The sequence below is a fragment of the Streptomyces sp. G-G2 genome, assembly GCF_030063135.1.
GTDB lineage: Bacteria > Actinomycetota > Actinomycetes > Streptomycetales > Streptomycetaceae > Streptomyces.
The window spans coordinates 100,542-111,657 of record NZ_JASISO010000027.1; the positions used below are offsets into that span (position 1 = coordinate 100,542).

Consider the following 11,116-nt stretch of genomic DNA (forward strand, 5'->3'; position numbering starts at 1 on the left):
TTTCCTCCGTTCCCGACTACCAGACGTAGGCGAGGACTTCCCCACCTACGCCCTTCTTGCCTGCCTGCTGGCCGGTGAGCAGACCGTGGGACGTGGAGATAATCGCCACGCCCAGGCCGCCGAGCACCTTGGGCAGGTTGGTGGACTTCGCGTACACGCGCAGACCGGGCTTCGAGATCCGCTTGATGCCCGCGATGGAGCGCTCACGGTTCGGCCCGAACTTCAGCTCGAGGACGAGGTTCTTGCCAACCTCGGCGTCCTCGACCTTCCAGCCAGTGATGAAACCCTCTTGCTTGAGGATCTCCGCGATGTGCGACTTGATCTTGCTGTGGGGCATCACGACAGTGTCGTGGTACGCCGAGTTAGCGTTACGCAGACGAGTCAGCATGTCTGCGATCGGGTCAGTCATGGTCATGAATCGGCCTTCGGCCTCTCTCGCCGGGGTTTCCTGTATGCGCCATCCCTCTCCCCACTCAGTGGCGGGACGGGTGCGGTGCGGGGACCTACGGCGTAGTAAGTCGTTATGGACGGCGGGCGCCCAACCCCACAAGCCTACGGCATGCGGAACGGGGCACCCACCGGCCAGGTGCTTACCGAGAGTCTCTGGTGATTCCCAAGTCCCTAAGGACTAGAAGGAATTACCAGGAGCTCTTGGTTACGCCCGGCAGCTCGCCACGGTGAGCCATCTCACGAAGGCAGACGCGGCACAGGCCGAACTTGCGGTACACGGAGTGAGGGCGACCGCAGCGCTGGCAGCGGGTGTACGCACGCACACCGAACTTGGGCTTGCGGGCAGCCTTCGCGATGAGAGCCTTCTTCGCCATCTCGCTTACGCCTCCTTGAAGGGGAAGCCGAGGTGACGAAGGAGGGCGCGGCCCTCATCGTCGTTGGTCGCCGTGGTGACCACGGTGATGTCCATACCCCGGGTACGGTCGATCTTGTCCTGGTCGATCTCGTGGAACATGACCTGCTCCGTGAGACCGAAGGTGTAGTTGCCACGGCCGTCGAACTGCTTCGGCGACAGACCACGGAAGTCACGGATACGCGGAAGCGCGAGCGACAGCGTACGGTCCAGGAACTCCCACATGCGGTCACCACGGAGGGTGACGTGGCAGCCGATCGGCTGACCCTCGCGCAGCTTGAACTGCGCGATGGACTTGCGGGCCTTCGTGACGGCCGGCTTCTGACCGGTGATCGTCGTCAGGTCCTTGATGGCGCCGTCGATCAGCTTGGAGTCGCGGGCGGCGTCGCCCACACCCATGTTGACCACGATCTTCACGAGGCCGGGAATCTGCATGACGTTCTCGTAGGAGAACTCTTCACGCAGCTTGCCCGCGATGTCCTCGCGGTACTTCGTCTTGAGTCGCGGAGTGGTAGCCATCAGATGTCCTCACCCGTCCGCTTGGCAACGCGGATCTTGTTGCCCTCGTCATCGAAGCGGAAACCGACGCGGGTAACGACCTTCTGGCCGTCCTTCTCCACAACCAGCTGAACGTTGCTGACGTGGATCGGCGCCTCGGTGATCACGATGCCACCGGTCTGCGAGCCACCAGCGGTCTGGCCGGCCTTGGTGTGCTTCTTGACCCGGTTGACACCCTCGACGAGGACGCGGTTCTCAGTAGGGATGGCCACAATGACCTTGCCCTGCTTGCCCTTGTCCTTACCGGTGATGACCTGAACCAGGTCGCCCTTCTTGATCTTCATGCTTACAGCACCTCCGGCGCGAGCGAGATGATCTTCATGAACTTCTTCTCGCGCAGCTCACGGCCCACCGGGCCGAAGATACGGGTGCCACGAGGGTCGCCGTCGTTCTTGAGAATGACAGCGGCGTTCTCGTCGAAGCGGATGTACGAGCCGTCCTGGCGGCGGCGCTCCTTGACGGTGCGAACGATGACAGCCTTGACGACGTCACCCTTCTTCACGTTGCCGCCCGGGATAGCGTCCTTGACGGTGGCAACGATGACGTCGCCGATGCCCGCGTAGCGGCGACCCGAACCACCGAGAACACGGATGCAAAGGATTTCCTTGGCACCAGTGTTGTCGGCGACACGCAGTCGCGACTCCTGCTGGATCACGTCTATCTCCTGTTTGTCTGCCGGTTCCCGGCAGGGGCTTCGCGGTGCTCTTTCAAGCGGTGGAAGCCCCTACCGAGCCTGGCGGAACTGACCTGAGGGAAACCCCTCAGGCAATTTCCTTACTTGGCCTTCTCGAGGATCTCGACGATGCGCCAGCGCTTGCTCGCCGACAGCGGACGCGTCTCCATGATGATGACGCGGTCGCCGACGCCGGCAGCGTTCTGCTCGTCGTGAGCCTTGAGCTTGTTCGTACGGCGGATGACCTTGCCGTACAGCGCGTGCTTCACGCGGTCCTCGACAGCGACGACGACGGTCTTGTCCATCTTGTCGCTGACGACGAGACCCTCACGGGTCTTGCGGAAGCCGCGGGCAGTCGTTTCAGTCACGTTCTTCTCGCTCATCAGGCGCTCTCCACCGTCTCGATACCGAGCTCACGCTCGTGCATCAGGGTGTAGATGCGAGCGATGTCCTTACGGACGGACCTGAGCCGGCCGTTGTTCTCCAGCTGACCCGTGGCCGCCTGGAAGCGCAGCTTGAACAGCTCTTCCTTGGCCTCGCGCAGCTTGCCAACGAGCTCCTCGTTACCGAGCTCACGCAGCTCGGACGCCTTGGTTCCCGTCGCCATCACGACTCACCTGCCTCGCGCCGAACAATCCGGCACTTCATCGGAAGCTTGTGAGCAGCGCGGGTGAGCGCCTCACGAGCAATCTTCTCGTTCGGGTAGGACAGCTCGAACATGACCCGACCCGGGTGCACGTTCGCGATCCACCACTCGGGAGAACCCTTACCGGAACCCATGCGGGTCTCGGCAGGCTTCTTCGTCAGGGGACGGTCCGGGTAGATGTTGATCCAGACCTTGCCGCCACGCTTGATGTGGCGGGTCATCGCGATACGAGCCGCCTCGATCTGGCGGTTCGTCACGTAGGCCGGGGTAAGCGCCTGGATGCCGTACTCGCCGAACGAGACCTCAGTACCGCCCTTGGCCATACCGCGGCGCTTGGGGTGGTGCTGCTTGCGGTGCTTGACCCTACGAGGGATCAGCATGTCGGTCAGGCCTCCGTTCCGGTGCTCTCAGCCGGAGCGGCGGCAGCGGCCTCGGCCTTGGGGGCCTCGGCGCCGGCAGCCTGCTGCGGCTTGCGGCCGCCACGGCCGCCACGCTCGCCACCACGACCACCACGGCCACCGGCCGGACGGTCGTTCGCGCCACCACGGGCCGGGCGGTTACCCGCACGGGCCGCAGCGTTCTCGGCGCGAACCTCGGCGATGTTCTTGACGTCGCCCTTGTAGATCCAGACCTTCACGCCGATACGGCCGAAGGTGGTCTTGGCCTCGAAGAAGCCGTAGTCCACGTTCGCGCGCAGCGTGTGCAGCGGCACACGACCCTCGCGGTAGAACTCGGAACGGCTCATCTCGGCGCCGCCGAGACGGCCACCACACTGGATCTTGATGCCCTTGGCGCCGGCCTTCATCGTGCCCTGCATGCTCTTACGCATGGCGCGACGGAAGGAGACGCGGGAGGACAGCTGCTCCGCAACGGCCTGAGCAACCAGCTGAGCGTCCATCTCGGGGTTCTTGACCTCGAGGATGTTCAGCTGGACCTGCTTGCCCGTGAGCTTCTCGAGGTCACCGCGGATGCGGTCGGCCTCGGCGCCACGGCGGCCGATGACGATGCCGGGACGCGCGGTGTGGATGTCCACACGCACACGGTCACGGGTGCGCTCGATCTCAACCTTCGAGATGCCGGCGCGCTCCATGCCGGACGTCATCATCCGACGGATGGCGACGTCTTCCTTGACGTAGTCCTTGTACAGCTTGTCGGCGTACCAACGCGACTTGAAGTCGGTGGTAATGCCGAGCCGGAACCCGTGCGGGTTTACCTTCTGGCCCATTACCGGGTTCCTTCCTTGCTGCTGACGACCACGGTGATGTGGCTGGTCCGCTTGCGGATCCGGTAGGCACGGCCCTGAGCACGCGGACGGAACCGCTTCAGGGTCGGGCCCTCGTCCACGTACGCCTCGCTGATGACCAGCGAGTTGGCGTCCGTGTGGTCGTAGTTGTGAGCCGCGTTGGCAATGGCGCTGTCCAGCACCTTGCCAACGGGCACGCTCGCGGCCTGCGGGGCGAAACGCAGGACCGCCTGAGCCTCCGTGGCATCCATGCCACGGATAAGGTCCACCACTCGGCGGGCCTTCATGGGCGTGACGCGGATGTACCGCGCCTGGGCCCTGGCTTCCATGGTTGTCCCTTCGGTGTAAGTCATAGTCGTTACCACCCCGCCTTTAGCGGCGCTTCGACTTCCGGTCGTCCTTGACGTGGCCGCGGAAGGTGCGAGTCGGCGAGAACTCGCCGAGCTTGTGGCCGACCATCGACTCGGTGACGAACACCGGGACGTGGATCTTGCCGTTGTGCACCGCGATGGTGTGACCCAGCATGGCCGGGATGATCATCGAGCGACGGGACCAGGTCTTGATGACGTTCTTGGTACCAGCTTCGTTCTGTACGTCCACCTTCTTGATGAGGTGTCCGTCGACGAAGGGTCCCTTCTTGAGACTGCGCGGCATCTAAACCCGCTCCTAGCGCTTCTTGTTCGTCTTGCGGCGGCGGACGATGTACTTGCTCGAAGCCTTCTTCGGCGAGCGAGTACGACCCTCCTTCTGACCCCACGGGGAGACCGGGTGACGACCACCGGAGGTCTTACCCTCACCACCACCGTGCGGGTGGTCGACCGGGTTCATCGCGACACCGCGGACGGAGGGGCGAACACCCTTCCAGCGCATACGGCCGGCCTTGCCCCAGTTGATGTTCGACTGCTCGGCGTTGCCGACCTCGCCGACCGTGGCGCGGCAGCGGACGTCGACCAGGCGGACCTCGCCCGACGGCATACGCAGGTGGGCGTACTGGCCCTCCTTCGCCAGCAGCTGCACGGAAGCACCGGCAGAGCGGGCGAACTTGGCGCCACCACCGGGACGGAGCTCGATCGCGTGGATCGTGGTACCGACCGGGATGTTGCGGAGCGGGAGGTTGTTACCCGGCTTGATGTCGGCGCCAGGGCCGTTTTCAATCCGGTCGCCCTGGACCAGCTTGGCCGGGGCGATGATGTAGCGCTTCTCGCCGTCTGCGTAGTGCAGGAGCGCGATGCGCGCAGTGCGGTTCGGGTCGTACTCGATGTGCGCGACCTTGGCCGGCACGCCGTCCTTGTCGTGACGACGGAAGTCGATCACGCGGTAGGCGCGCTTGTGCCCACCACCCTGGTGGCGAACAGTGATCCGACCGGTGTTGTTACGGCCGCCCTTGCTGTGCAGGGGGCGAACCAGCGACTTCTCCGGCGTGGACCGCGTGATCTCGACAAAGTCGGCGACGCTGGAGCCACGACGGCCCGGGGTCGTCGGCTTGTACTTGCGGATACCCATTTCTCAGTCCTCGTCCGATTCCGGACGACTAGACCTCCGTTAGGAGGCCTGGCCGCCGAAGATGTCGATTCGGTCGCCCTCAGCGAGGGTCACGATGGCGCGCTTGGTGTCAGCGCGCTTGCCGAAACCGGTCTTGGTGCGCTTGCGCTTACCCTGACGGTTGATCGTGTTGACCCCGGTGACCTTGACCGAGAAGACCGCTTCCACAGCCTGCTTGATCTGGGTCTTGTTCGAGCCGGGCGCGACGATGAACGTGTACTTGTTCTCGTCGAGCAGCGCGTAGCTCTTCTCCGAGACAACCGGCTTGATCAGCAGGTCGCGCGGGTCGTTGAAGGTCTTGCTGGTAACGGTGGCGTCAGACATCACGCATCGCTCCCTTCGGTCTCGTCGGCCTTGGGGCCAGACACGAAGGACTCGAAAGCGGCCTGAGTGAAGACCACGTCGTCAGAGACGATCACGTCGTACGTGTTCAGCTGGCCCGGCTCCAGGATGTGCACCTGGGGCAGGTTGCGGGCGGACAGCCACGCGGCCTCGTCGGCGCGGTCGACGATCAGGAGCAGGTTCTTGCGCTCCGAGATCTTGCCGAACAGCGTCTTGGCGGCCTTCGTGGAGGCGGCACCCTCGACCACACCGGTGACGATGTGGATGCGGGAGTGACGCGCACGGTCCGACAGGGCACCACGGAGAGCGGCGACCTTCATCTTCTTCGGGGTCCGCTGCGAGTAGTCACGCGGCTGCGGGCCGTGAACGACGCCACCGCCGACGAACTGCGGAGCGCGGGTCGAACCCTGACGGGCGCGGCCGGTGCCCTTCTGGCGGTACGGCTTGCGGCCACCACCACGGACTTCGCCGCGACGCTTGGTCTTGTGCGTGCCCTGACGGGCAGCAGCCAGCTGAGCGACAACGACCTGGTGGATCAGCGGAACGCTGGTCTTGGCGTCGAAGATCTCCGCGGGGAGATCGACGGTACCGGCCTTGTCGCCTGCCGGCGAAAGGATGTCAATGGTGCTCATTACCTCAAGCCCCCTTGGCCGCGGTACGGACCAGGACGAGGCCGCCGTTCGGACCGGGGACCGCACCCTTGATGAGGAGCAGACCCTTCTCCGCGTCAACCGCGTGGATGGTCAGGTTCTGGGTGGTGACGCGCTCGTTACCCATACGACCGGCCATGCGCATGCCCTTGAAGACACGCCCAGGGGTGGCGCAGCCACCGATCGAACCGGGGGAGCGGTGCTTGCGCTGCACGCCGTGACCGGCGCCGAGCCCCTTGAAGTTGTGACGCTTCATGACACCGGCGAAGCCCTTGCCCTTGCTGTTGCCCGTGACGTCAACCTTGACGCCGGACTCGAACACAGCGGCGGTGATCTCCTGGCCGAGCGTGTACTCGCTGGCGTCGGAGGTACGGAGCTCCACCAGGTGGCGGCGCGGGGTTACATCGGCCTTGGCGAAGTGACCCTTGAGGGGCTTGTTCACCTTGCGCGGGTCAATCTCGCCGAAGGCGATCTGGACCGACTCGTAGCCATCGATGTCGTTCTTACGGACCTGGGTAACGACGCAGGGCCCGGCCTTGACGACGGTCACCGGGACGACACGGTTGTTCTCGTCCCAGACCTGGGTCATGCCGAGCTTCTCGCCCAGGACGCCCTTGATCTGCTTTGCCATCTTCTCCGTGCCTCTCAGAGCTTGATCTCGATGTCAACGCCGGCCGGAAGGTCCAGGCGCATCAGCGAGTCAACGGTCTTGGGCGTCGGGTCGAGGATGTCGATCAGGCGCTTGTGCGTGCGCATCTCGAAGTGCTCGCGCGAGTCCTTGTACTTGTGCGGCGACTTGATGACGCAGTACACGTTCTTCTCAGTGGGCAGCGGCACCGGGCCCGCGACCGACGCACCAGTGCGCGTCACCGTCTCGACGATCTTCTTCGCCGAGGAATCGATGACCTCGTGGTCGTAGGCCTTGAGCCGAATGCGGATCTTCTGTCCCGCCATGGCTACTCCGTAGTCCTGTCTGTTGTGGAAACGCTCTGGCTCCCGGTCGGCCGCGGATTTCCCCGCTGCCTCTCCTCCGACCCACGCGGTCGGGCGTGTCGCACTCCCTCCAAAGAAATTTCCTTACAGAAATTCCCTGCCAAGGGGGTGCGGTCCCAGGACCGCGCATCGGGGGAGAAACACCCACCGAGTGCCTGGCTGGCTCCGTGCTGACACTTCCCAGAAGATTCCCGTACGTCCGCCCTCAGTGCTGCCCCGAGGGGCAGGTAAAGGCGACGAGTACTGTGGGACTCGCTTCCGGTCCTCCCGGCGGGAGGCGCGCAGCATCGGCACTCAGCCGAGCAACTTGAGTAGTCTGCCATACGCGACACGTATGGCGCCAATCGGGCGCAGAACAATACCCCGCCCCCGTGTGACGTCAAACCGCGCCACGCGCCGGTGCGTGCGTCCGGGGCGCGGATCGCGCCCCGGGCCCCTGGTGAGCCCGTACCGGCGCCGTGACCGACCGCCAAACCCCCGCGGGCGCGCCACCCCGAACCCCCGGTTCGAGCGCCCGCCGCCGGGTGGCCGGATCCGCGCCAGCAAAGATCACCCCTCCCCTCCCGGCCTCGTACCGTGCTGCGCAGACCATGGGGGTGGGGGCATGAGCGGTGACAGCAGCAAAGACGGGTCGATGGATCTGGCGGTGGACCGGGGGGCGGTCGAGGAGGTCCTGGGCGGCCTGAAGGCGACGACCGCGGAGCTGGGCGAGATCGGCGGCCTCATGGCGTCCTCGGCGGGACGGTCAGGAGGGGGTGGACGAGCGCTTCTTCGTGATCGTCACAGACCTGATCGGCACCCCGACCCAGCTGATCGACGAGTCGGGCGAGGTCGCGTGGCACACGCGCACCACCCTGTGGGGCACGACGACGTGGAACCGCGACGCCACCGCCTACACCCCGCTCCGCTTCCCGGGCCAGTACTACGACCCGGAGTCCGGCCTCCACCACAACGTCTTCCGCACCTACGACCCGGAAACGGCCCGCTACCTCACCCCGGACCCCCTGGGCCTCTCCCCCGCCCCGAACCCGACGACGTACGTCCACAACCCGCACACGTGGGCCGACCCGCTGGGCCTGGCGGCGTGCGAGCCTCCGGCCGCCACTGTCATCGAAACGCCCGAGCAGGTGGCTTCGAGGCCGCTCAAGCCGCATCAAGCAATGGAAGAATGGGAGAAGTTCCTGAGCGAAGGTCCTTACACCAGCATTCACCCAAGGACCGGAGTAATTGACCCCCACAGGCTCGTATCAGCCGACGGAACACACAGCATCCGACCGCGGAACCATGAAATGAACAGCAAACCCACAAAATTCCACTTCCACATGGAAACCTGGACATTCATATCCCCAACCAATACGTGGATTGTCGGCAACACAATGGTTCGAGTTCCCTTGGGGATCAAATAATGAACGTCGAGATCGTGCAGGCATACGGATCCGATGGCGGCCGCAGCCTCGTCCGCTTCGCGAGCAGAGCCGGACTTGCCTGGGGGCTGTGGTGCGGCGACGGCACACCACAGCCTGGCGAGGAGAATGTCGAGGTCGACATCCCCGACACGATCCACTCATGGTCGTCCACAGACGAACCTGACTCTCTGAGCGGGGTACCGGGCTCACACCTGAAGATGTGCGGCCGTGTCGAGACGGCCGACGAGGGCGTGGTTTCGATCCGCATCCATTCGACGGTCCTCCTCGTCGAGATGGACGGCAACCAGCACCCCGCCCCAGGGCAACGCATCACGTTCTACGCCCCCGCCGCGCACCTCTACCCGTACGCGCTCTAGCCGCTGGGGCAGTAGCAACCCCGTTCGCCGAACGGCCGGGTCGCGGGGGGCCGCGATGCGGTGGGGTTAGACGTATAGAGGAGTAGTACCAGGGAAGGGAAAGACCCTTGCCAAGCCCCTCCAGCCTCCCGGGGTGGCGGTCGGGGCGGCGGTCGGGGCGGGGGTCGCTCGGATGGGTGAACCGGGGCAACTTGGCTGGCTTTTACGGGGGTTGGCTGGCATATGCTCGCCGCGACAACTCCAGACATGCGACGACCCCCGGCCGGGACGGCAATCCCGAGCGGGGGTCTAGCCAGCACGGAAGAAGAACCTTCCCGATGGGTGCACAGAAGCCTAGCGCGCTCCCGCGCGCCTCGTCCGAGAATGCCGACGGGATCCCCCGGTCAGGGGTCATCCACGTCAACGTGAAGCACGGGCGACGGTTCACCGTCGTCGGGAACCACCTCGCCCAGCACGCCCAGATGTCCCTCGTCGCCATCGGGCTCGCTCTCCACGTCCAGTCGCTGCCCACCGGCGCCCTCATCGGCATCAAGGACCTCGCCGCCCGGTTCCCCGAGAGCGAGTACCGGATCGCCCGGGCGCTGCGCGAGCTGGAGGAGTACGGGTACCTGCGGCGCACCCGGGAGCGGCTGCCCAGCGGGCAGGTCGTCACGCGGACCGTGTCCTACAACCGGCCCGGGTGCACGGCCCCCGATCCGGAGCCGGACGCGAAGCCTCCGCCCGCGGCTGGTCCGGAACCCAAGGCGCCCACCCAGCTCAGCCCCCTCCCCCGGCCCAGTGGCGGGGACAGCGCGCCGCGCAGAGCCGCCGCCGAGGGGATCCTCCAGGGGTTGCGCGGGGTGGATGCGCGGCTGTTGCTCGGGGCGCGGGACATCGAGCGGCTCGCGCCCGCCGTCGAGGCATGGCTGGAGCGCGGGGCCGGTCCGGACGCCGTGACCGCCGCGCTCACCGCCAATATGCCCGCGCGGCCGCGCAGCCCCGCCGGTCTGATCGCCCACCGGCTCACCGAGCAGATTCCGCCCGAAGGGGTGCGCGGGCCGGGAGGCGTCGCAGGCGCGCAAGCACCCTTGCCGCTGCGGAACTGCGAGGGGTGCGACCGGGCCTACCGGGGGGCCGGGCCCGAGTACTGCGACGGGTGCACGACCGCACAGGGCACTACACCCCGGCACTAGGTCCTGCGTACGCCTTCCGCAAGCTCGGCCGCCAGGGCCCGTACGGCTTCCAGGCCCGCGGGCAGGTCGGGGGCGTCCAGCAGCAGCTTCACGAAGGCGGAGCCGACGATCACGCCGTCGGCGAAGACCGCGACCTCCTTGGCCTGTGCCGCGTTGGAAACGCCCAGGCCCACGCAGACCGGCAGGTCCGTGGTCCTGCGGGTCCGGGCCACCAGATCCTGCGCCTGCTCACCGACCGACACCCGAGTGCCCGTGACACCCATCAGCGAAGCGGCATAGACGAAACCGGAACCCGCCGCGGTGATCGTCGCCAGACGGGCGTCCTTGCTCGACGGAGCAACCACGAACACCGTCGCGAGACCATGCCTGCCCGCGTGCTCGCGCCACAACGCCGACTCCTGGACCGGCAGGTCCGGCAGAATGCAGCCCGCCCCGCCCGCCGCCGCCAGCTCAGCCGTGAACCGCTCGACACCATAACGGTCGATCGGATTCCAGTACGTCATCACCAGCACCGGGGCACCCGTTGCCTCGTACGCCTCACGCACCGTCCGCAGCACATCGGCGATCTTCACCCCGCCACGCAGCGCGATGTCATCAGCCGTCTGGATCACCGGACCATCCAGCACCGGATCACTGTGCGGCAACCCGATCT

At 65.9% G+C, this 11,116-nt stretch carries 19 protein-coding genes and 1 pseudogene; 3 read left to right on the forward strand and 17 right to left on the reverse strand.

What is annotated here, in order from left to right; genetic code table 11:
* Nucleotides 1-16: 16 nt before the first annotated feature.
* The 16 genes from rpsH to rpsJ all read right to left on the reverse strand — a co-directional run bounded on the left by rpsH (nt 17) and on the right by rpsJ (nt 7,470).
* Nucleotides 17-415, reverse strand: coding sequence for a 30S ribosomal protein S8 (gene rpsH, locus QMF80_RS21970; protein ID WP_007265911.1), 399 nt, complete (start codon nt 413-415; stop codon nt 17-19).
* A gap of 223 nt (nt 416-638) precedes the next feature.
* Entirely contained in the window at nt 639-824 is a 186-nt protein-coding gene (locus tag QMF80_RS21975; RefSeq protein WP_003956452.1) for a type Z 30S ribosomal protein S14, read from the reverse strand.
* Nucleotides 825-829: 5 nt separating this feature from the next.
* Entirely contained in the window at nt 830-1,381 is a 552-nt protein-coding gene (rplE, locus tag QMF80_RS21980; protein WP_030388859.1) for a 50S ribosomal protein L5, read from the reverse strand.
* The gene (gene rplX / locus QMF80_RS21985) at nt 1,381-1,704 is read right to left on the reverse strand and encodes a 50S ribosomal protein L24 (protein ID WP_283455933.1); all 324 of its coding nucleotides are present in this window, start codon (nt 1,702-1,704) and stop codon (nt 1,381-1,383) included. The genes rplE and rplX overlap by 1 nt, the downstream gene beginning before the upstream one ends.
* A 2-nt stretch (nt 1,705-1,706) precedes the next feature.
* On the reverse strand, nt 1,707-2,075 hold the full coding sequence (rplN, locus tag QMF80_RS21990; protein WP_003956455.1) for a 50S ribosomal protein L14: 369 nt from the start codon (nt 2,073-2,075) through the stop codon (nt 1,707-1,709).
* A 119-nt stretch (nt 2,076-2,194) separates the two neighbouring features.
* Complete coding sequence (gene rpsQ, locus QMF80_RS21995; RefSeq protein ID WP_283455934.1) at nt 2,195-2,476, reverse strand: 30S ribosomal protein S17; 282 nt, start codon at nt 2,474-2,476, stop codon at nt 2,195-2,197.
* A complete protein-coding gene (gene rpmC / locus QMF80_RS22000) occupies nt 2,476-2,700 on the reverse strand; it encodes a 50S ribosomal protein L29 (protein WP_073912892.1) in 225 nt (74 codons plus the stop codon). Before rpmC ends, rpsQ begins: the two co-directional genes overlap by 1 nt.
* A complete protein-coding gene (gene rplP, locus QMF80_RS22005) occupies nt 2,700-3,119 on the reverse strand; it encodes a 50S ribosomal protein L16 (protein WP_030026326.1) in 420 nt (139 codons plus the stop codon). The genes rpmC and rplP overlap by 1 nt, the downstream gene beginning before the upstream one ends.
* Before the next feature lie 5 nt (nt 3,120-3,124).
* The gene (rpsC, locus tag QMF80_RS22010; protein ID WP_283455935.1) at nt 3,125-3,964 is read right to left on the reverse strand and encodes a 30S ribosomal protein S3; all 840 of its coding nucleotides are present in this window, start codon (nt 3,962-3,964) and stop codon (nt 3,125-3,127) included.
* The gene (rplV, locus tag QMF80_RS22015) at nt 3,964-4,311 is read right to left on the reverse strand and encodes a 50S ribosomal protein L22 (RefSeq protein ID WP_026249422.1); all 348 of its coding nucleotides are present in this window, start codon (nt 4,309-4,311) and stop codon (nt 3,964-3,966) included. The genes rpsC and rplV overlap by 1 nt, the downstream gene beginning before the upstream one ends.
* Before the next feature lie 43 nt (nt 4,312-4,354).
* Nucleotides 4,355-4,636, reverse strand: a complete 282-nt coding sequence (gene rpsS, locus QMF80_RS22020) for a 30S ribosomal protein S19 (protein ID WP_023539342.1) — start codon at nt 4,634-4,636, stop codon at nt 4,355-4,357.
* 12 nt (nt 4,637-4,648) lie between these two features.
* Nucleotides 4,649-5,485, reverse strand: a complete 837-nt coding sequence (gene rplB, locus QMF80_RS22025; protein ID WP_283455936.1) for a 50S ribosomal protein L2 — start codon at nt 5,483-5,485, stop codon at nt 4,649-4,651.
* A 39-nt stretch (nt 5,486-5,524) separates the two neighbouring features.
* Complete coding sequence (gene rplW / locus QMF80_RS22030) at nt 5,525-5,848, reverse strand: 50S ribosomal protein L23 (RefSeq protein WP_215143989.1); 324 nt, start codon at nt 5,846-5,848, stop codon at nt 5,525-5,527.
* Nucleotides 5,848-6,498 (reverse strand): 50S ribosomal protein L4, encoded by a 651-nt coding sequence (rplD, locus tag QMF80_RS22035; protein WP_283455937.1) that lies wholly within the window; start codon nt 6,496-6,498, stop codon nt 5,848-5,850. Before rplD ends, rplW begins: the two co-directional genes overlap by 1 nt.
* Before the next feature lie 4 nt (nt 6,499-6,502).
* A complete protein-coding gene (rplC, locus tag QMF80_RS22040) occupies nt 6,503-7,147 on the reverse strand; it encodes a 50S ribosomal protein L3 (protein ID WP_215015311.1) in 645 nt (214 codons plus the stop codon).
* Nucleotides 7,148-7,161: 14 nt separating this feature from the next.
* Nucleotides 7,162-7,470: a 30S ribosomal protein S10 gene (gene rpsJ / locus QMF80_RS22045; protein WP_003948644.1), complete on the reverse strand. Its 309-nt coding sequence runs from the start codon at nt 7,468-7,470 to the stop codon at nt 7,162-7,164.
* Between the two features lie 785 nt (nt 7,471-8,255).
* Between rpsJ and QMF80_RS22050 the strand changes: the two are divergent.
* The 3 genes and pseudogenes from QMF80_RS22050 to QMF80_RS22060 all read left to right on the forward strand — a co-directional run.
* Nucleotides 8,256-8,598 (forward strand): annotated as a pseudogene (locus QMF80_RS22050) (RHS repeat-associated core domain-containing protein); the annotation flags it as partial.
* 316 nt (nt 8,599-8,914) lie between these two features.
* On the forward strand, nt 8,915-9,292 hold the full coding sequence (locus tag QMF80_RS22055; protein ID WP_283455938.1) for a hypothetical protein: 378 nt from the start codon (nt 8,915-8,917) through the stop codon (nt 9,290-9,292).
* Between the two features lie 404 nt (nt 9,293-9,696).
* Nucleotides 9,697-10,464, forward strand: coding sequence for a helix-turn-helix domain-containing protein (locus QMF80_RS22060; protein WP_283455939.1), 768 nt, complete (start codon nt 9,697-9,699; stop codon nt 10,462-10,464).
* Here the strand turns inward: QMF80_RS22060 and trpA are convergent.
* Nucleotides 10,461-11,116: tryptophan synthase subunit alpha (gene trpA / locus QMF80_RS22065; protein ID WP_283455940.1), on the reverse strand; the 656-nt coding region annotated here is incomplete at its 5' end. The two genes, QMF80_RS22060 and trpA, sit on opposite strands and share 4 nt — an antisense overlap.

Bases quoted from the DNA above. Each gene is read 5' to 3' on its own strand.
- rpsJ (WP_003948644.1), bottom strand. From the start codon at position 7,470: ATGGCGGGACAGAAGATCCGCATTCGGCTCAAGGCCTACGACCACGAG.
- rpsH (WP_007265911.1), bottom strand. From the start codon at position 415: ATGACCATGACTGACCCGATCGCAGACATGCTGACTCGTCTGCGTAAC.
- rplC (WP_215015311.1), bottom strand. From the start codon at position 7,147: ATGGCAAAGCAGATCAAGGGCGTCCTGGGCGAGAAGCTCGGCATGACC.
- rplB (WP_283455936.1), bottom strand. From the start codon at position 5,485: ATGGGTATCCGCAAGTACAAGCCGACGACCCCGGGCCGTCGTGGCTCC.
- rpmC (WP_073912892.1), bottom strand. From the start codon at position 2,700: ATGGCGACGGGAACCAAGGCGTCCGAGCTGCGTGAGCTCGGTAACGAG.
- rpsC (WP_283455935.1), bottom strand. From the start codon at position 3,964: ATGGGCCAGAAGGTAAACCCGCACGGGTTCCGGCTCGGCATTACCACC.
- rplP (WP_030026326.1), bottom strand. From the start codon at position 3,119: ATGCTGATCCCTCGTAGGGTCAAGCACCGCAAGCAGCACCACCCCAAG.
- rplD (WP_283455937.1), bottom strand. From the start codon at position 6,498: ATGAGCACCATTGACATCCTTTCGCCGGCAGGCGACAAGGCCGGTACC.
- rplE (WP_030388859.1), bottom strand. From the start codon at position 1,381: ATGGCTACCACTCCGCGACTCAAGACGAAGTACCGCGAGGACATCGCG.
- QMF80_RS22055 (WP_283455938.1), top strand. From the start codon at position 8,915: ATGAACGTCGAGATCGTGCAGGCATACGGATCCGATGGCGGCCGCAGC.
- rplW (WP_215143989.1), bottom strand. From the start codon at position 5,848: ATGTCTGACGCCACCGTTACCAGCAAGACCTTCAACGACCCGCGCGAC.
- rplX (WP_283455933.1), bottom strand. From the start codon at position 1,704: ATGAAGATCAAGAAGGGCGACCTGGTTCAGGTCATCACCGGTAAGGAC.
- rplV (WP_026249422.1), bottom strand. From the start codon at position 4,311: ATGGAAGCCAGGGCCCAGGCGCGGTACATCCGCGTCACGCCCATGAAG.
- QMF80_RS21975 (WP_003956452.1), bottom strand. From the start codon at position 824: ATGGCGAAGAAGGCTCTCATCGCGAAGGCTGCCCGCAAGCCCAAGTTC.
- rpsS (WP_023539342.1), bottom strand. From the start codon at position 4,636: ATGCCGCGCAGTCTCAAGAAGGGACCCTTCGTCGACGGACACCTCATC.
- rpsQ (WP_283455934.1), bottom strand. From the start codon at position 2,476: ATGAGCGAGAAGAACGTGACTGAAACGACTGCCCGCGGCTTCCGCAAG.